Source organism: Rhodococcus globerulus NBRC 14531 (assembly GCF_001894805.1).
GTDB lineage: Bacteria > Actinomycetota > Actinomycetes > Mycobacteriales > Mycobacteriaceae > Rhodococcus_F > Rhodococcus_F globerula.
Window position 1 is genome coordinate 556985 of sequence record NZ_BCWX01000003.1, and the last position, 18766, is coordinate 575750.

Here is an 18766-nt window from a genome sequence, read left to right on the forward strand (position 1 = left end):
TGTGCGCCTTTATTAACCGCGCGGGGGTTAATAAAGGCGCACAGCAGAGCGGCGCGAACGCCGTACCTGCGCGTACTCGTAGGCGTTCTGCCAGGCGACGGTGGCCACCAGCACCCAGATGATCCACGTTGCGCTCATATGTGTGCCGACGACGCCCATGACGATGGGGATCGCGGTGCAGGGGATCGCCCAGCCGAGCAGCCACCGTCGGTCCGACCGCGCAAACAGCCCCGCCACCGTGCTGATTCCGAAATAGACTGCGATGCTTCCGCACAACAGCCACCGCAGATTCGCGGGCGTATGCTCCGCACCGTGTTCGGTTGCCGCTCCGAGTCCTGCGACCAGAACCGCGATTGCGCCGGTGGTGAAACAGTGCATGGCCATGTCGATGCGAGCGGGAAACTTCTCGGGCTGCAGGTGCGGAACGCCGGCGTGACCGTAGAGAAGCGAGAGCGCCCACATACCCGAGAGCAGGACAAACGACCCGACGGCGAGGCTGACCACCGTTGAGTCCCAGGTGAGCTTCGAGGCCGCGGAGATCACGAGGATCACACCCTCGCCCAGCACGATGATGACGTACAGGCCTAGCCGCTCTGCAAGGTGAGCCCGTTCGGAGTGCAGGGCTTCGAGTTCGGGCATCCGATCGTCCTTGAACCCACGGATCTTGATGATGCGGTCGAGCTTTTCCTGCGCGTCTGCCATGATCGCGGTGCCGGAGACGATGAACATGATCAGCAGATCGATGGTCACACCGGCGGTCCAGAGCCAGAACCGAGTTTCGCCCTCGAACCAGAACGAGACGATCCACGGAATCACGCCGAGAGACATCTGGGCGATCGGCCAGTCCACGACTATCTGGCCGTTGTGCCACACCCGACTCGCGAGCAGACGTACGGCCACGTAGGCGACAGCGAAGGCCAGCGCATGGTTGTCGTGGATGCCGGCCACGGCCGCCATCATGACGGCCAGTCCGAACATGGCGATCAGCATGCTCGGGATTCGGACGCGGTCGCCGGCAATGTTGCCGTACATCGTGAACGTCGCCCACGCGGTCCAGAACGCGAGATAGAGCAATGCGTAGAGCGCGACATCCGACCACGACGGCGAACCGTGGAGCAGGTGAGCCAACTGACCGATACCGGCAACCACGACCAGGTCGAAGAACAATTCGATCCATGACGCGTGTCGCTCGAGCACCGCCTTCTGCTTCGAGTCCGGTTCATTTCCGAGTTCCGACATAAAGCTCAGTATCGGTTATCGGCATCAACCGTGCTGGTAGGCAGCGAACTTGTCCGTTTTCTCGAAGTTGTGCTTATGCTGTCCGTTGAGTGATCTGGATCATAGTTCGGGTGAGGTGGTCGACGTGCACGGTAGCGGTAACCTCGCGCTGTCCGCGGCGGACTACGACCGTGTCTTTGCGATCCTCGACTACTGTTCGGCCGCGAGAACGCTCGATCAGCTCAAGAACCTCCTCATGGTCGCGTTGCACGATCACTACCGCTGCCCCAACACCACCTTCCTCGTCGGTCCCACATTCACGTCGGCATTCGCTGACCCGAATCCGGTGACCACGGGTCGGATTACTCCGATTCTCGACGAGTATCAAGCGCGGTGGTATCCCGATGACGTGTTCGCGACAGCGCAATCTCGGGCGACATTGATGTCATCCCCGGCCATCACCCACACTCAATTATTGGATGTGCCATCGGAATCGGCGACGTACCTCAGCGATTTTCTTTATCGCAAGCGTTTGCACAGCGCAGCGGTCATGCACCTCCAACTGGCTCATGGCGTTCACGGATTGGTCGGGATTTTCGATTCGGAGGGCAAGGATCTGTCCGCGACCGACGTGGCGGGCTTGGGGATAGTGGGTCGGCAACTATCACTGTTGTGTCAGACCTTGCCCGGTCAGTCGAGTCCGAGTTGGCAGGAAAAGTTGACGCGGCGGCAGCGTGATCTTGCCGAACTGTTGGCCGACGGCCATACCAACGACGAGATCGCGGTGATCTTGTCGTTGAGTCCCGACACGGTGAAGAAATACGTCAGCCGGATCCTCGCTGTGCTGCACGTGCGCAATCGGGCGGAGTTCGTGAAGTTGGTCTACCAGCACAAATTGGCCGACCAGCAGGCCTGAAATTATCCACTTTCGTGCACTGTGACTGGCGTCACTCGATGGATAGCCTTTGTGTGCACGGCCAAGAATTGGACCACGGCACAAGGAGAAACTCATGAGCAGGCTTCGCTTCGGGTATTTCATGGCACCGTTCCACGTCCCCGGACGTAATCCGACGGCAGCGTTGCAGCGCGATCTCGAACTGGTCGAACATCTCGACCGGTTGGGCTACGACGAGGCGTGGTTCGGTGAACATCACTCCGCCGGAAGCGAAATCATTGCATCACCGGAAATCATGATTGCCGCGGCATCGCAGCGGGCACCGCGAATCCGGTTCGGAACCGGCGTGACGTCGCTGTCGTATCACAATCCTCTGTGGGCAGCTGATCGAATCATGCAGTTGGACCATCTGACTCACGGTCGCACGATCTTCGGCGTCGGGCCCGGATCGTTGCCCACCGACTCGGCGATGATCGGACTCAATCCGACAGACACGCGAGAGTTGTTGCAGGAGAATCTCGACATCGTCGTTCGGCTGCTCCGTGGCGAGACGGTATCGGCAAAGACGCGCACTCACGAGTTGTTCGACGCGAAGCTGCAACTTGCCCCGTATTCGGAGAACGGTATCGAAATAACCGTTGCCGCAGTCGCTTCCCCGACCGGGCCACGCCTGGCCGGCACACATGGTCTGGGTTTGCTGTCCATCGGTGCGACCCTGTCCGCCGACGGTTTCGATGCGCTGGCACATCATTGGAACGTGATGGAGGAGCGCGCAGAAGCCAACGGCACCACGGTGGACCGTCGCAGGTGGTCTCTGGCGGGGCCGTTCCACATCGCGGAAACCGAGGCGGAAGCGCGCAAGCAGGTGGAGTACGGAATCGAGGAGTGGTTCGACTACTTCCAGCACGTCGCGGCCTTCCCTCAGATGGCGGTCTCGGGGTCTCGTTTGAACGAGATGATCGACTTCGTCAACGAGGCGGGAATCGGCGTTATCGGCACGCCGGAGCAGGCTCGGCGTCAAGTGCAACGACTGTGGGATCAGTCCGGTGGATTCGGATGCATGCTGCAGATGGGACATAACTGGGCGAATCCGCAGGACACGCGTCGTTCGGCAGAGTTGTTCGCGCAGGAGGTCTTTCCCCATTTCCAGGGGCAGGCGCAGGCCACGTTGGATGCAGCGCAGCATGCACGGGCCGTCCGGGAGGGACATGCCAAGGCACAACTCGACGCGGTGGATCACATGACGAAGAAGTACGCCCAAGAGGTCGCAGACAAGGCCTGACGTGTACATCAGGGTCGAGGAAGGCCGGGTCAGCGTCGAGGATGCCGGGAACCTACGGGACTTCCATGTCGAGGTGCCGTCGGACATGACCGAGCGTGAACTCGACGAGGTGCTGCGCGCTCGGGATTTCGGTTATGCGCGCGGTGCAAGCGCTTTCATTCTCACGAAGCGAATCGAGAACGCTGCGGCAGGCGTGGCGGAGATGATCGACTACGCCAAGAGTAAGGGCTGGATAGACGAGGACGGAAAAGCCTTGCAAGCCCACGTTGTTCGCACGTAGCGGCTTCTTTCAGACCATGTCTTTCTTCTGTAGCCATCGCAAGATGGGCCAACCGCAGAAGACGGGCAGCCAGCAGGTCAGCACGCGGTAGAGGAGGACCGACGGGACCGCAATGCTCGCGGGGAGTCCGAATGCCGTCAGGCCGCCGATGAGGGCGGCCTCGACGGCGCCGACGCCGCCGGGTGTCGGGGCGGCTGATGCAAGCGTTCCGCCGATCATGGTCACGATCGTGACGGTGATGAACGTTGTTCCGCCGCCGAACGCTTCGACGCTGGCCCACAGTGCCAATGCTGCGCCGAGAGTTGTTGCCGCACTTCCGCCGACGATGATGAGGAAGCGTGTGGGGTTACGTGCCAGCTGACTCAGTTCGCCGAGAACCTCGGTGATCTGTGGCTTGAGATCCTCGTTGAGCCAGCGCCGCAGTTTGGGGATGAACATGAATGCGCCCAGAATTCCCAGGGCGATGCCGCCGATGAGGGACAGCACTGTCGTTCCGGGGATGAAGTGCGACAGGTTGGCATCTCGGCCGGCCACGACGGAGAAGAAGATCAGCAGACCCACGTGGGTCACTACTTGAACCGTCTGTTGCAACGCAACTGCAGCTGTGGCTCGGACGGTTCCGAGTCCACCCTTCTGGAGGAAGCGCACACTCAGTGCCAGGCCGCCGACACCGGCCGGCGTGGTGGTGGCCGCAAACGTGTTGGCCACCTGCATGATCAGTAGATGTCGATAGCTGACCATCGACGACGCGCAGGCCCACAGCGCTGCGGCGGCACCGACATACGTCAGTGCTGAGACTCCGAGTCCCAGCAGTGCCCACCACCAGTTGGCGGTCTCGAGTTCGGACAGGAATGTCGGCACCTGAACCACGAACGGGTAAGCGACGTAGACCAAGCCGATGAGGAGCACCAGCTGGATGATCTGATTGCGACTGAATCGTGTGACCTGTGCCGGGGCGACTTTCTCGATGCCGTTCTTGGCGCCGACTTCGTCGCGGATCTCGGTCATCAGCGGGGTGGAATCGGGGATTCCCTTGCGGATTCGGTTCGGCATAGCTGAGGCGGTCAATCGTCCGGAAGCGGCAAGAATTGTTTCCGCGCCCTGGGTGCGGATAGCCGCGTCCACAGCCGACTCGACGCCGAACAGTGCTGCCGTGGTGAGGAGCAGCTGTGCGTTGTCCGATTGCATCTGCACGTCGGTAGCGCCGAATTCGGAGTAGGCGTAACCGCCGAACAGGACTCCGCCGCCGTCGATGTGGATCTCGGATGCGCGGAGGTCGCCGTGTGCCATCTGGTGGACGTGTGTCGTGTGCAGTGTCTGCCACAGTGTGTCGACAAGCTTGGTGGACGGACCGTCCGCGTCGAGATCCTCGGTTTTCTGATCCCGGGCAGCGACGGTGAGCGGGATCCCACGGGGAGTGGGGCGAGCGTACATTTCCCAGCCACGATCGAGTGGTGCGGTTGCCACTGCCTTGGAACTTGCGAGTCCGATGTCGGCAAACGCGATTCCCATCAACGCACGATGTTCGACGGCTCGGCGGAGCGACGCATGACGCGGCGGAGTCTCGCGATTGCGCAGGGAAATCCAGCGGAAAGTCTGCCGGATCACGCCGCTGCTGCGCTGATTCTGTCCGTACAGTTCGACGGTCAGATCCTCGCAGAGTTCGTCGTCGGGGACTTCGTCGACGGCTGCGGACAGTACGAGTGGACCGAGACCTGAGGGGCTGACCACTCGGAACGCCGTGACCCGGTAGCCGCGTTTCGACAGCACACGCACTGCGGAATCGAGCGGAACTTCGAGAGCGGGTGTGCCGACCAGCAGGACGATGACGGCACCGATGAGATAACCGACGGCCAATCCGAGCATCGACCGGGCGGGCACGATCGCACTGACGACGAGGTGGATCGGCGCGAACAGCAGAAGCAAGGTCCACCAGACACGTCGCCACTTCTTTGCCAGCCACGGTCCGGACACGGTCAGAACGGCGGCCAGCATCGCGATCCAGCGGGGATCGTCGAGGAACTGGGACAGGAAGGTGGCGTCGAGGCGGTCGGGCACGTCGAGGTGCCATTTCGGGGCGGAGAGCCCGGTTCCGGTGAATGACAGCGCCACCAGCGCGCACATCGCCGCCGCGGCATACCCGGCAAACAGTTTCCAGCGTCTGCCGACGATCAGTTCGATGAGAATCGCGAACGGCAGAGCCAGGATAGAGAGGCCGTACAGCAGGTACACCGTGTCGGACAGGCTGGGCGAGAGAACACCGACGATGTTGGACACGGAGGTCTCGAGGGCGTCCCACTGACTACGGGTGATCAGCGAACCGGCGATCACACCGCCAAGGACTACCGCAGCAAATACGACGCGCATGATGTCGCTGGTTCTGCGTTGCAGCGGCGGCAGCAGACTTCCCGTTACCGGGATGTCCCGTCCGTCAACACGCATATCCTCAGAACTCTTCTCATGCAGGTATCGGCAGCCGTTGTGGTTACCTCGACTCAAAGTACCGTGCCGGCGTCAGTGCGCCGCAAGGCAGCGACGTGTTGTCCATCCGCGAGCAAGCACGTGTTGCCGCGCGTTCGCGGTAAATGCAGCAGAGATCGTACGTGGCCGGACATCAGAGCGTAAAATTCACATTCCGGATGCTCGACGGTAAGGAGCGCACCACTTATGAGTCCTGAGTCGAACGGTGTCGACGGTCGGGTTCCAGACTTGTCCGTCAAAGGCGCCAGAATCTCCGTGACCGAGGACTACGCGCACGAGATCGACGAGATTGCGAACCTGACGGACAAACTCGGGGGGCTGGAGCCTGCCGAATACGCGGATGCCTGGAAACAGGGGTACCCGTACGAGAAGAAGATGTCGCGGCGGGAGTACGAGCGTAAGAAGCGCCGCCTCCAGATCGAATTGCTCAAGTTGCAGCTGTGGGCCAAGGAGACCGGTCAGAAGATTCTGATCATCTTCGAAGGGCGAGACGCGGCGGGCAAGGGTGGTTCCATCAAACGGTTCACCGAACATCTCAATCCGCGTGGCGCGCGCGTCGTTGCGCTGGAGAAGCCGACCGATATCGAGCGCACACAGTGGTATTTCCAGCGGTACGTCGCGCATCTTCCGAGTGGCGGCGAAATCGTGATGATGGACAGGTCGTGGTACAACCGCGCCGGCGTCGAACGTGTGATGGGGTACTGCACGCCGACGCAGTATCTCGAATTCATGCGGGAAGCACCGGACTTCGAGCGGATGCTCGTCAACTCCGGGATTCACCTGCACAAGCTGTGGTTCTCGGTGAGCCGTGAGGAGCAGTTGGCGCGGTTCGCCGCCCGTCGAACCGACCCGGTGCGTCAGTGGAAGCTTTCACCCACTGACCTTGCCTCCCTGGACAAGTGGGACGACTACACCCAGGCCAAGGAGGCGATGTTCTTCTACACGGACACCGGCGACGCTCCGTGGACGGTGATCAAGAGCAACGACAAGAAACGCGCTCGGCTCGAGGCGATGCGTCACGTGCTCGCCTCCTTCGAATACCCCAACAAGGATCACCGGGTTGTGGGAATCCCGGATCCCCTGATCGTCGGACCGGCGTCAGCCGTCTTCGAAGAGGGCGAGCACGTCAACGTCGAGTTGCCGACCCTGGCCTAGGTCCGCCTGTTCAGATCGAACTGGCCTCCGCCCACAGATTGATGCCGCTCTCACGCGCGTGTCGATCGATGGAGGCGAGTTCGTCGGCGCTGAACTCGAGATTGTCGAGTGCTCCGACGTTGGCTTCGAGCTGCGGCACACTGGATGCTCCGATCAGCACCGAGGTGACGCGCGAATCGCGGAGCGCCCAGCTGAGCGCGAGTTGCGCCAATGACTGGCCACGACCACGGGCGATGGCGTCGAGGGCCCGGATGTGGGTCAGAGCATCGTCGGTGAGCCACGACGGGTCGAGTGATTTGCCTTGTGCCGCACGTGAATTCTCGGGGACGCCGTCGAGGTAGCGGTCGGTGAGCATTCCCTGGGCCAAGGGGGAGAACGCAATCACGCCGACGCCGAGTTCGTCGACAGTGGCGAGTAGATCCTGTTCGATCCAGCGGTTCAGCATCGAGTAACTCGGCTGGTGGATCAACAGCGGAACACCGGCTGCTTCGAGTAGTGCGGCGATCACGCCGGTGCGCTCGGGGGAGTACGAACTGATCCCCGCATACAACGCCTTGCCCTGCTGGACGGCGCTGACGAGAGCTCCGGCAGTCTCCTCGATCGGGGTCTCCGCGTCGGGGCGGTGACTGTAGAAGATGTCGACGTAGTCGACACCGAGGCGGCTCAGCGACTGGTCGAGTGAAGCCAGCAGGTACTTGCGTGAACCGCGAAACCGTAAGGGCCCGGCCACATGTCCCACCCGGCTTTCGACGAGATAATCAACTCGTCGCGATGGGATGCAAAGTCCTCCCGCAAGATCCGTCCGAAATTGGTTTCGGCACTGCCGTACGGCGGGCCGTAGTTGTTGGCCAGATCGAAGTGGGTGATGCCGAGGTCGAATGCGCGTCGTAGCACGGCCCGTTGGCGGTCGATGGGGACGTCGTCGCCGAAGTTGTGCCACAGGCCCAGTGAAATGGCGGGAAGCTTCAACCCGCTCTTGCCGGTACGACGGTAGGGCATGGTGTTGTAGCGATCGGGCTGCGCGACATACGGTTCGGACATTGTTCCTGCCTTCGATTCAGTGGTGCGTTGACAGATCCTTGAGTTCGATCAGCAGTCGTGCACCGCCCAACGGGCTGTCGTGGAACGATGTGCTGCCGCCGTGTATGGAGGCTTGCTGCGCTACCAGTGCAAGCCCCAACCCGGAACCGGTCTGACTCGCAGTGGACCCGCGGGTGAATCGCCCGAACACTGCCTCTCGCTCGTCTACCGGGATACCTGCCCCGTTGTCGTCGACGGTGATGGTGAACTCGGCGGGTGCGGCGGCCCGATAACTCAGCGTGATACGCACTTCGGTGGCACGGCCGTGCCGCACGGCATTGGTGATGGCATTGTCGAGAATCAGACGAATTCCACCCGGTAGTGCGTGAATGCGATACGGCACAGGCGAATCGGCGGCGTCGACGCTCACGCGCAGATCCGGATACAGGCGCATCGCCTCCTCGGCGGCGATATCGCACACTTCGATCAGATCGGTGTCCTTGAAGTCCTCGGACGTGGACAGTTCGCCCTTCGCAAGTCGCTCGAGGTCTCGCAGGGTCGATTCCACCCGGCCTTGAGCGCGGGCGAGATCAACCAGAATCTCTTGTCTCTGAGACTGGTTCAGATCAAGGGTGGACAGCACTTCGATATCTGTGCGCATTGCTGTCAGCGGAGTGCGTAGCTCGTGTGCGGCAGCGGAGGCAAAGTCGCGGGCAGTTGCCAACGCCGACGTCGTGGCAGCTTGTGCGCTGGCGACGTCCTTGAGCATCGACTCTGCTGCTGCCGCAAGCTCGTCCGCCTCTCGGATGCCGGAAACCTGCGTCGCGAGGTCCGGGTCGCGTCGGGCGATCCGGCGGGTCAATTCCACCAGCGGACGCACAGCGGGGCCGCCGAACAACCACCCAAGGGCGGCGGCAGCGGCCACGGCGCCCAGTCCGAAGAAGGCAACCTGACGTTGCTGTTCGACCGTGATGTCGCGAGCTTCTGCATACGGAACTGCCAGTGAGACAAGAGCGTTGATGCCTTCGGCTTTCGAGGTGTATGCGCGGTACTTGGTTCCGTCGACTTCGACGGTTTCCGAACCCGGCGGCAGTTCCGGCAACCGGGTGGGTGTGCTCGACATGACCGTTCCGTCGGTGGCGGTGCGGATCGTCACCGAGAACGCGCCGGCGTCCCCGAACGCTCCGAGGAACGGGCCGGCCGTCGCAGCGTTGGCCACGAGTACCGTCGACGCGGTTTCGAGGCGACGGTCCAACTGTGCCAGGTTGTTTCGTGCGATGGCCAACGCCACGACAGCCCCGAGTGCGAGGACGATGAACGTGGCCCCCAACGCGGCAGCGGCAGCTACTCGGATTCGGAGTGAGTATTGCCGAGGCTTCACGGATTTTCCCGCAGGACAAAACCGACACCGCGCACGGTGTGCAGCAGTCGCGGCGAGCCGCCCGACTCGAACTTGCGGCGAAGATATCCGATGAACACGTCAACGACGTTGGTGTCCGCGACGAAGTCGTACCCCCACACAAGTTCGAGGAGGCGTTCGCGGGTGAGAACGATGCCGGAATTGTGTGCGAGCACTTCGAGCAACTCGAATTCGCGTTTGGTCAACGGGACCTCACTGCCGTCGACGCGAACGCGTCGTCCGGATAGGTCGATGTCGAGATTGCCGACGCGCAAGGTGTTGGCGCCTTCGCCGCGGTCACTGGCCGGGGCATTGCTCCGCCTCAGCATTGCCCGGATCCGAGCGATCAGTTCGGCGAGGACAAAGGGTTTGACCATGTAGTCGTCGGCTCCGGATTCGAGTCCGGCAATCCTGTCGTCGACAGAATTTCGGGCACTCAGCACACAGATGGGGATTTCGTTGCCTGCAGCGCGTAGCGCGGTGACGACTCCGGTGCCGTCGAGTACCGGCATGTTGATGTCGAGAACCACCGCGTCAGGATGCTTGTTCGCGATCACACGGAGGGCGTCGGCGCCGTCGACCGCCGTCAGGACGGTGAATCCCGTAAGCCTCAATCCGCGTTCGAGGGAAGAGCGGACGTCGGCGTCGTCGTCGACCACGAGGATGAGCGGAGTGTCGGTCACCGCCCTATTGTGCCCGCGGGATTGTCAGATTTGGGGATCAGACCGGTAAATCGGTGCCGTCCGGTCGTAGACCGGCCATGAACACCGCGACCAACCTCGGGACCAGGTTCGGCATGGCCTCGTCGGACAGTTCGATTTGTGGGCGGGTCAGTTTGGCCAGGGCCATGACAAATTCGAGGGGTTGAAGATCGGCGCGGACCAGTCCGGCGCTCTGAGCGGCGCCGATTGTCGCGGTCATCTTCGCTTTCGTCACCTCGCGCACTGCCAGAACTTCGGGGGCCAACTCGGTGAAACTATGTTCCACCAGGGCAGGAATGAGCGCACCCAGGCGCAGTTCCACGAGCCGATCCACCAACGTGTGCCACGCGTTTGTCGGATCGGTTGGCATCGCTGTGAGGGCGATGTCCGCAGCCTCTCGGACGTCGGTCAGCGTCGCGACGGCGACCGCGGTCACCAGGTCCTCGCGCGTCGGAAAATTGCGATAGAGCGTGGCTATCCCCACTTTCGCTAGTTCTGCGACCGCGTCGAGGGGGGCGTCGTGCCCACGCTCGGTGAACACCGCTCGTGCGGCGTCGACTATTGCGTTCCTGCGTTCGCGTGCATCGGCTCGCACATTCACCTCCGGTATTGACAGTTCATCATAACCGGAGGAATATCTTCCACAAATAGTGGAGGAAAAACTTCCACTTAGGGAAGGTGATCATGAACGTCGAAGCTGAAGCACGGGATCGCAAGAAGCTGGTGGCCGTGGTGTTGGGCTTGTCCGCCGTGATCGGGCTGATGCTGCTCGCTTTCGTGCTGCCCTCGGTAAACAGTGGCCCGCACGAACTGAAGTTGGGCATCACCGGTCCAGTCCAGGCAACCACGCAGATCAGCGCCTCGCTCGAGGCGACCAAGCCGGGTGCCTTCGACACCCAGAACTTCGCCGATGTCGACTCCCTTCGCGACGCGATTCGCAATCGAGACGTGGTCGGCGGAATCGCCGTCGACGCGACCGGCCCTCACGTGCTGATCGCGACCGCCGGCGGTACGCCGATCGCTCAAACCCTGACCGGGGTGGCCAACGGCCTCTCGGAGGCTTCGGGGGCACAGGTGCCCGTCGAAGACGTTGTGCCGCTGACGGCGGACGATCCGATTGGTGCTGGGCTCACGGCATTGGCCCTGCCGCTGGTGTTCGGAGGAATCATGCCTGCTGTTGTTCTCGTGCAACTGTTTCCGCGCAGTATCGTCAAGCGAGTGCTGGGCGCCGTCGGCGTCGCGGTTGTCGCTGGTTTTGCACTGACTGCCATTCTGCAGTTCGGCACCAATAGCCTTGACGGAAACTACCTGCTCACCGCCCTAACGCTCACCGTGGGTATTTCGGCTATTTCGCTCCCCATTCTGGGGCTCGAATCGCTGCTCGGGATGAAGGGGTTCGCGTTAGGCGCCGTCACGATGATGTTCGTCGGCAATCCGCTCTCGGGGATGGCGACAACGGCGGCGTGGTTGCCTGCGGGTTGGGGTGCGTTGGGGCAACTGCTCCCGCCGGGCGCCGCAGGGGCATCAGTCCGCTCGATGGCCTTCTTCGACGGCAATGGAGCAGGCACACCACTACTGGTGCTGTTGTGCTGGATTGCTGCGGGGAGTGCGCTGTGCGTTGCCGCCGGCCGGAAGAAGTCGTCGATGCCGGTAGCCGAACCAGAGGCTGTGCTGGTCTAGCGGGCGTGGGTTGCGTACGGGGTCAGGTCGGGAATCGGCCAGGCCCCGTCAACGCGTTCCACGGCGAGTTCGGCGACCACGGTGTCCTCGTCCATCGGTAGAGGTCGGAGAATTCGAGGCTTTCCGGCCTCCCGTTCGACGTCGATGCCCGCGGAGGTCAGAGCGTCCTCGTCGATGACGGCGACGATCAGCGGCAGGGTCAGGTCGCCGAACACCAGATCGAGCACCGAAGCGAGTGCGTCCGGGGTGGTTGCGCGGATGAATCCCGCCTCGTCGTAACTGATTCCGCGAGTGGAGACCTCATATTCACCGAAGCGCTTGCACGCTTCCCAATCGTCTGCGATTGCGACGTGGACGAGTCGTTGTCCGGTCATGGGGTGCTCCTGTAAGGTTCTAGTTAATGAAACGTCAACGTAGCATTAATTGCGTGGCACCGTAATGGGGGACTTGATGGAGCAACCTCGCCGACGAGGGAGAACCAGTGACGCCGAGCGCGCTGACCGGCGTAACGAAATCCTCGACGTCGCGGTCGACTCGTTTCGGGAAGTCGGCTTTGCGCGAACGACCATCGATGCGATTGCCACGGCGGCCGGCGTCGCCAAGCGCACCGTGTACAGCTACTTCGGCGACAAGTCTGCGGTGTTTGCAGCTGCCGTCGCACGTCAGCACTCGTACGTCGAGAATGCAGGCAGTGGCCAGTCCGACCTTCTCTCAGCAGCAGTGGATATCGTCGTCGCCTTGCACAGCGAAAATTCGATTGCACTGCACCGCATGATGATCGGTGAGGCATTGCAGTTCCCTGACCTGGCGGCAGCTTTCTACGAATCCGGCCCAGCCAAGTCGATTGCCTTCCTGGAAAAGATATTGCTGGATCAGCACGGTGAGGAGGCTGCGCTGTGCGCGGATCAGCTGTACACCTTGCTGCTCGGTGAGGAACACCGTCGGCGATTGCTCGGGGTCGCCTCCGAACCGACACCCGAGAAAGCTGGGCAACTTGCTGCTCGGGCGATGCGGTGCGTTCTGGGATCTGATCGGTAGGCTCGACGGGGTGAGCAACTCTGTGGTCTGGTTTCGACGCGATCTGCGGGTAGGTGACCTTCCTACCCTGAGTGCGGCGTCGGATGCCGGCGGTGAGGTGTTGGGGCTGTTCGTTCTCGACGAGAAACTGCTCGGACCGGCAGGGTCACCCCGCCAGGATCAACTGTTCGCCAACTTGACGGCGCTCGATCAGCAACTCGACGGACGATTGATGGTTGTTCGAGGTGATCCGGCGGACGTGGTGCCCCGTGTAGCGGAATCCGTTGGCGCCGAAGAAGTTCACATCAGTGCCGACTACGGACCGTACGGCCGGCGGCGCGACGCTGCAGTGGCGGAGCAGGTGGAGTTGATCGCGACCGGTTCTCCGTACGCCGTAGCGCCCGGACGCGTCACCAAGGCCGACGGTGATCCGTACAAGGTGTTCACGCCGTACTTCCGTCAGTGGATGGAACACGGTTGGCGGGGCCCCGCGTCGACCGATACGCAGACCGTTCGTTGGTTCGATCCGAGCGGCAAGGACGGTGGCCCGCGCCGGGTGAAGATTCCCGTGCCATCCGGCTCCGTCAGTGATTTCGTCGGTGAGGCCGGTGCGCTCGAGCAGTGGAAAGAATACTGCGAGAACGATCTTGGCCGGTACGACGACGAACGCAATCGGCCCGATCTCGACACCACCAGCCGGATGTCGATTCCGCTCAAGTACGGCACGATCCATCCGCGAACCATGTTGGCAGATCTTTCCAAGCGACTCGGCGACGGCGCTCAGGCTTATCGTCGCCAGCTGGCCTGGCGAGACTTCTACGCAGACATCCTGTTTCAACGCCCCGACAGTGCACGGAAGAACTACGACAACAAGTTCGACCGCTTACGTCACGACGGTGGAGCCGACGCAGACGCCGTCTTCACTGCCTGGTGTGAGGGCAAGACAGGTTTTCCGATCGTCGATGCGGGCATGCGGCAACTCGCGGCCGAGAACTGGATGCACAATCGGGTTCGGATGATCGTGGCGTCATTTCTGGTGAAGGACTTGCACATTCCGTGGTGGCGCGGCGCGCGGTTCTTCATGCAACACCTCGTCGACGGTGATCTGGCGTCCAATCAGCACGGCTGGCAATGGACAGCGGGGTCGGGAACCGACGCGTCACCGTTCTTCCGGGTATTCAACCCGATTACCCAGGGCGAGAAGTTCGATCCCGACGGCACATACGTCCGTCGGTGGGTCCCCGAACTCCGCGATGTTCCTGGTAAAGCTGTCCACTCACTGAAAGCGATGCGCCCGGTCGACTATCCGGACCCGATCGTCGACCATGCGCTCGAACGTGAAGAAGCCCTGCGGCGTTACGGCGAGATCAAGGTGGAGTGAAACCGTCGATCGATCGCTGCCGAAAGAATCAGCAGGGAGAAAATCTACTCGCGAATGGATGGCTTCGAGACTTTGCGTTCTCCGGTCATCAACAGTCCGACCAGCGCGGCGGCCGCGAGAATCACGACAAGTGCCCCGTAACCCCGCGTCGTATCGACCAAGCCCACCTTGCCGACCAGATAGCCGGCCAGCAATGCCGGAAGGCTGTTGGCCAGGTATGCGATGACGTACACGGTGGACAACAGACCCGCGCGTTCGTGGTTCTCGGCGAGCGGCATGACAGTGAGGATGGTTCCCTGGAACCCCGCTCCGAAGCCGATGCCCGCAACGGCTGTACCGGCCAGAATCAGTACCGCAGAGGATGTTTCAGCGCCGACGAGTGTGACGGCCACCCCGAGCACCAGTGCTGTGGTTCCGATCAGCATCACGGTCCGGCCACCGAGTGTGCGGAAGGTGAGCACTGCGGCCGCTCCGAATCCCGTCAGCGTTGCGACCATGACGGCTCCGATGAGAGAGCTGTGAACCTCGAGTGCGTTGCGCGCCAACGCCGGTCCGAGTGAGAGGTAGAACCCGCCCAACGCCCAAACCGCGATCAGGCACGGTGCGGTCAACGCGATCATCGTGCGTGCTTGGCGGGGAACGGCAAGGGTGGGGCGTAGCGACTGCCAGGCTCCTGGCCGTCCGCCCGAGGTTTCCGGCGCGGCCCATACCCCGAGGATTTCGAGAGCGACCAGTACGAGGAGAACCAGGTAGACAGTGCTCGTTGGTCGGGGGAGGTGCTCACTGATGAGGCTCGAACCCACCGCGCCGACGGCAAGGCCGACTGTCGGAGCGACACTGTTGATGATGGACCCGCGGCCCGGAGTGCGTTCGAGGTCGATCAACGCAGAACCCAAAGCGCTGATTGCTGCGCCGGTGGCGACTCCCTGCACGACGCGGGCGATCAGCAGGATCGCCAAGCCGTCGGCCGAGGCGAATAACACGAGCGAGACTGCCTCGAGTGCAAGCGCTCCGAGCAGGACCGGACGTCGGCCGATGTGATCGGACAAGGACCCGGCGGTCAGAAGGGTGGCGAGCAGTGCGAGGGCGTAGATGCCGAAGACGAGCGTCGACGCGAGCGAGGAGAATCCCCACATCTGTTGGTAGTGCTCGTACAGGGGCGTCGGGGTCGCGGACGCGCCCAGGAACGTGGCGATGATGACGGCGATCAGTGTGAAAGCTGCTCCCCGACCCAGGCGCGGGCGTGCGGTGCTCTCGGTCGGTGGTGAAACGGTCGTTGTCATAGCGCTCCCGTGCGGGTGGTGAAGACCTCAAACGCAAATACTTTGCGTTTGGGACGCTACGCCTGGCAATGTCCTAATGCAATATCTTTGCGTTAGGATTGATTCATGAGTCCGTCCACAGGTCCGCGCCCCGGTGGCCGCAGCGCGCGCATCCAACAGGCTGTGCACGCGTCGGCGCGCAAGTTGTTGGAACAGCGCGATCGAGCAGAGATCACGGTGCCGATGATCGCGACCGACGCGGGTGTGACCCCGTCTACCATCTATCGGCGGTGGGGCGACATCAACGAAGTCTTTGCGGACGTCTCGATCGAGAGACTGCGCCCGGATGCCGACCCGCGTGAAACGGGTTCACTCCGAGGAGATCTGACAGTCTGGGCGCAGGAGTACCTCGAGGAGATGTCCGCGCCGGTCGGTCGTGCGTCGCTGCGAGATGTGCTCATGAGCGACGATCAAACGCACGCACCAGATGGCACCAAGAAATTCAAGTGCGCCTTCTTCTGCCGTACGCAGATCGATGTGATACTCGCGCGTTGGCCGGAAGCTGTTGCAGTGGATGGTGATTCGGTGGTGGATCATGTAGTGGCGCCGATCATCTACCGAATTCTGTTCGACCTTGAACCGGTCTCGCCGCAACGAGTCGCGGAATTGGTAGACCAGGCGCTTGCCCTCGAGGTGCGGGTCGCTACGGAGTGAGCTGGTTTGAGTGATCTTCGAAGAATCTGCTAACTCCATTCGACAAGCAAGCGGCGTGCAGATTCCAGGGTTGCGCTTGCCTGGGCTGTATCAACCCGCGCCAGTACGAGCGCGCTTACGGTGCAGGAGAGAAGAATTCGGGTTCGATCCGCGAGCGTGGCGGCCGTAGCGCTCGGGAATGAGGCTTGTAACCCACTGGCGATCGCGTCGGAGAGTTCTTGCCGGTAGCTGCGAATCACAGCCGCGACGGCGTCGTCGTGCGCGCCGATGCCCGCTGCTGCGTTGAGTAGCAGGCACCCGCGTCTGGGTGAATCAGGTGTCATGGTTGCGATGGCGCCGCGCAGGGAGGTGAGGTAGCGCTCAACCGCGTCGGGCGTCGGATTGTCGGTCAGGCCGCGCAGGCGCGGGCGGATGACGTGTTCGAGGTACATCTGCACCGCCGCGTCGAATACGCCGCGCTTGTTGCCGAACGAGTTGTAGAGGCTCGACCGACTCAAGCCGGTTGCCGTTTCGAGGTCGGTGAGCGACGTTCCTTCGTATCCGCGAGCCCAGAACACATCCAACGCTGCGGTAATCGCGCTGGTGGAATTGAACTCCTGTGACCGGGCCATCAAAAGCCACCCCTTTCTGTATCGTTCGGTCCAGTATATATTGGACCGAACGATACAGAATTCGCCGAAACTCAGGAGTCCACCGATGAACGTCGCCGGCTACATCTTCGCGGCACTGGCCGCAGTTGTGCACGTCTACATTTTTGTCCTCGAATCGATCCTCTGGACGGCGCCGAAGACCCGCGCCACATTCGGTGTGAAGTCGGAGGAAGAAGCGCTGACAACAAAGCCGCTGGCGTTCAACCAGGGCTTCTACAACCTTTTCCTGGCGATCGTCTCGGTGATCGGCATCGTCGTCGCAGCAACAGGTTCGGCGTCAGTGGGAATCGCGCTTGTTCTCGCGGGAACCGGGTCGATGGTTGCGGCGGGTCTTGTCCTGATCCTGTCTTCGCCGGACAAAGCGCGCGCCGCGGTCGTTCAGATGCTGTTCCCGGCTATCGCAGTGATCTTGTTGGTGATCCACCTGCTGTAAGGATGGGACGGTCGGGATGGGTAAAAGATCCGATCCGGTTCGATAATAGGTGGTGAGAGGCTTGCCGCGTTTGTCCGAATCTGAAAAAATACCGCCGATTGGCGCGCACTTTTCCGAGAATGCTTCTATCCTGGTCTTGGGTTTGTTGCGCATCCCACACAAGAGTTTCCTACTTCAGACGAGGAGCGCCTATGAGGTTGCCGACTACTTGTTCTGTTGCTACGAAGGCTTGATCAAGCCGAGAATTGCCCCTGCCGGATGGTGCTCGAGACCCATCCGGCAGGGGCAATTTTGTGTGCCTAGCCGCCTAGCCGCCTAGCCGCCTACCCGCCGGCGAACTTTTCCGACGTGCCCAGGTCGATGGGCAACGCGATACCGGTGATTCCGCGTCCGGCAGGTCCCACCAGATAGAACACCGCGTCGGCGATCACCTCGGGATCCACCCACGGATGCGGCAGGAGATTCAGCTTCGACATGATGGGCGCGGTGTCCTCGAGAACCGGGTTTTCCAGATCCGGCCGGAATGCTCGAACCATGGGTTCGTTGTCGATCATCGTGGTGCGCACGTTGCCCGGGTGCACTGAATTGACCCGGATGTCGGCCCAGCCGAGCTCGTTGGCCAATGACTTCGCCAATCCGCGGACGGCATGTTTGGACGCCGAGTAGTGGGCGATGCCCGGCACGCCCCGCAGGCCCGCCATGGAACTGATCAGCACAATTGATCCGCCTCGGTTGCCACTCATGATGTGGGGGATTGCGACCTTTGTGGTCAACCAGACGCCGGTGACGTTGATGTCCATCAATTCACGGAATTCTTCCGGGCTCAGATCCCACGACAACTTCGCTGATGCGGCAATACCGGCATTGGCGATGACGATGTCGAGTCGGCCGAACTTCTCGACACCGGCATCGACCGCTGCTTTGAGCGCGTCATGATCACGGGTATCGGCGACGGAGGCGGAGATGCGTCGGCCCTGCGCCTCTACCAATTTGACGGTCTGAGCCAGGTCCGCCTCGGTAGCCATGTCGTATCCGGCTGTCGCGACCGGTGAGCACAGATCCACCGCGATGATGTCTGCGCCCTCGGACGCGAGGCGCACGGCGTGTGCGCGGCCCTGACCGCGGGCCGCTCCGGTGATGAATGCGACCTGTCCGTCCAATGTGCCCATGTTGATTCCCCTGCCCGTGTGACTACCTG

At 62.0% G+C, this 18766-nt stretch carries 18 protein-coding genes and 1 pseudogene; 9 read left to right on the forward strand and 10 right to left on the reverse strand.

The annotated features are described in order from the left end of the window. Nucleotides 1–27: 27 nt before the first annotated feature. The gene (locus RG2_RS17850; RefSeq protein WP_033234114.1) at nt 28–1239 is read right to left on the reverse strand and encodes a low temperature requirement protein A; all 1212 of its coding nucleotides are present in this window, start codon (nt 1237–1239) and stop codon (nt 28–30) included. A 124-nt stretch (nt 1240–1363) separates the two neighbouring features. Here RG2_RS17850 and RG2_RS17855 point away from each other — a divergent pair, with 124 nt between their 5' ends. The 3 genes from RG2_RS17855 to RG2_RS17865 all read left to right on the forward strand — a co-directional run bounded on the left by RG2_RS17855 (nt 1364) and on the right by RG2_RS17865 (nt 3675). Beyond that, a complete protein-coding gene (locus tag RG2_RS17855) occupies nt 1364–2134 on the forward strand; it encodes a response regulator transcription factor (RefSeq protein ID WP_230590122.1) in 771 nt (256 codons plus the stop codon). Nucleotides 2135–2228: 94 nt separating this feature from the next. Then, on the forward strand, nt 2229–3395 hold the full coding sequence (locus RG2_RS17860) for an LLM class flavin-dependent oxidoreductase (RefSeq protein WP_033234116.1): 1167 nt from the start codon (nt 2229–2231) through the stop codon (nt 3393–3395). Nucleotide 3396: 1 nt separating this feature from the next. Beyond that, a complete protein-coding gene (locus RG2_RS17865; RefSeq protein WP_033234117.1) occupies nt 3397–3675 on the forward strand; it encodes a Rossmann-fold NAD(P)-binding domain-containing protein in 279 nt (92 codons plus the stop codon). 9 nt (nt 3676–3684) lie between these two features. Here the strand turns inward: RG2_RS17865 and RG2_RS17870 are convergent, their stop codons facing one another. Then, nucleotides 3685–6117, reverse strand: a complete 2433-nt coding sequence (locus tag RG2_RS17870) for a lysylphosphatidylglycerol synthase transmembrane domain-containing protein (protein WP_033234118.1) — start codon at nt 6115–6117, stop codon at nt 3685–3687. A gap of 225 nt (nt 6118–6342) precedes the next feature. Between RG2_RS17870 and ppk2 the strand changes: the two genes are divergently transcribed. Then, complete coding sequence (gene ppk2 / locus RG2_RS17875) at nt 6343–7311, forward strand: polyphosphate kinase 2 (RefSeq protein WP_162487757.1); 969 nt, start codon at nt 6343–6345, stop codon at nt 7309–7311. 10 nt (nt 7312–7321) lie between these two features. Here the strand turns inward: ppk2 and mgrA are convergent. The 4 genes and pseudogenes from mgrA to RG2_RS17895 form a co-directional block, all read right to left on the reverse strand. Next, nucleotides 7322–8352, reverse strand: a pseudogene (gene mgrA, locus RG2_RS17880) (L-glyceraldehyde 3-phosphate reductase). A 16-nt stretch (nt 8353–8368) separates the two neighbouring features. Beyond that, nucleotides 8369–9712 carry a sensor histidine kinase gene (locus RG2_RS17885; RefSeq protein ID WP_033234119.1) on the reverse strand — a complete coding sequence of 448 codons (1344 nt, stop codon included), beginning with the start codon at nt 9710–9712 and terminating at the stop codon, nt 8369–8371. After that, nucleotides 9709–10413: a response regulator transcription factor gene (locus RG2_RS17890; protein WP_033234120.1), complete on the reverse strand. Its 705-nt coding sequence runs from the start codon at nt 10411–10413 to the stop codon at nt 9709–9711. Before RG2_RS17890 ends, RG2_RS17885 begins: the two co-directional genes overlap by 4 nt. Nucleotides 10414–10450: 37 nt before the next feature. Continuing rightward, complete coding sequence (locus tag RG2_RS17895; protein ID WP_033234121.1) at nt 10451–11026, reverse strand: TetR/AcrR family transcriptional regulator; 576 nt, start codon at nt 11024–11026, stop codon at nt 10451–10453. An 89-nt stretch (nt 11027–11115) separates the two neighbouring features. Here RG2_RS17895 and RG2_RS17900 point away from each other — a divergent pair, with 89 nt between their 5' ends. After that, a complete protein-coding gene (locus RG2_RS17900; RefSeq protein ID WP_033234369.1) occupies nt 11116–12111 on the forward strand; it encodes a hypothetical protein in 996 nt (331 codons plus the stop codon). Here the strand turns inward: RG2_RS17900 and RG2_RS17905 are convergent. After that, a complete protein-coding gene (locus tag RG2_RS17905; protein ID WP_033234122.1) occupies nt 12108–12485 on the reverse strand; it encodes a DUF952 domain-containing protein in 378 nt (125 codons plus the stop codon). The genes RG2_RS17900 and RG2_RS17905 overlap by 4 nt on opposite strands. Nucleotides 12486–12561: 76 nt before the next feature. Here RG2_RS17905 and RG2_RS17910 point away from each other — a divergent pair, with 76 nt between their 5' ends. Both RG2_RS17910 and RG2_RS17915 read left to right on the forward strand, forming a co-directional pair. Next, entirely contained in the window at nt 12562–13149 is a 588-nt protein-coding gene (locus tag RG2_RS17910; RefSeq protein ID WP_033234370.1) for a TetR/AcrR family transcriptional regulator, read from the forward strand. 10 nt (nt 13150–13159) lie between these two features. Further along, nucleotides 13160–14509, forward strand: a complete 1350-nt coding sequence (locus RG2_RS17915) for a cryptochrome/photolyase family protein (protein ID WP_033234371.1) — start codon at nt 13160–13162, stop codon at nt 14507–14509. 44 nt (nt 14510–14553) lie between these two features. Here RG2_RS17915 and RG2_RS17920 read toward each other — a convergent pair whose 3' ends face one another. Continuing rightward, on the reverse strand, nt 14554–15792 hold the full coding sequence (locus RG2_RS17920; protein WP_033234123.1) for an MFS transporter: 1239 nt from the start codon (nt 15790–15792) through the stop codon (nt 14554–14556). Between the two features lie 105 nt (nt 15793–15897). Between RG2_RS17920 and RG2_RS17925 the strand changes: the two genes are divergently transcribed. Beyond that, nucleotides 15898–16485 (forward strand): TetR/AcrR family transcriptional regulator, encoded by a 588-nt coding sequence (locus tag RG2_RS17925; RefSeq protein ID WP_033234124.1) that lies wholly within the window; start codon nt 15898–15900, stop codon nt 16483–16485. Nucleotides 16486–16514: 29 nt separating this feature from the next. On the opposite strand, the gene RG2_RS17930 is transcribed toward RG2_RS17925, so the two are convergent. Further along, nucleotides 16515–17096 (reverse strand): TetR/AcrR family transcriptional regulator, encoded by a 582-nt coding sequence (locus RG2_RS17930; RefSeq protein WP_033234125.1) that lies wholly within the window; start codon nt 17094–17096, stop codon nt 16515–16517. 85 nt (nt 17097–17181) lie between these two features. On the opposite strand from RG2_RS17930, the gene RG2_RS17935 reads away from it, so the two are divergent. Then, nucleotides 17182–17568, forward strand: coding sequence for a DUF1304 domain-containing protein (locus RG2_RS17935; RefSeq protein ID WP_033234126.1), 387 nt, complete (start codon nt 17182–17184; stop codon nt 17566–17568). A gap of 323 nt (nt 17569–17891) precedes the next feature. Here RG2_RS17935 and RG2_RS17940 read toward each other — a convergent pair whose 3' ends face one another. Further along, entirely contained in the window at nt 17892–18737 is an 846-nt protein-coding gene (locus RG2_RS17940; RefSeq protein ID WP_033234127.1) for a mycofactocin-coupled SDR family oxidoreductase, read from the reverse strand. Between the last annotated feature and the right edge of the window lie 29 nt (nt 18738–18766).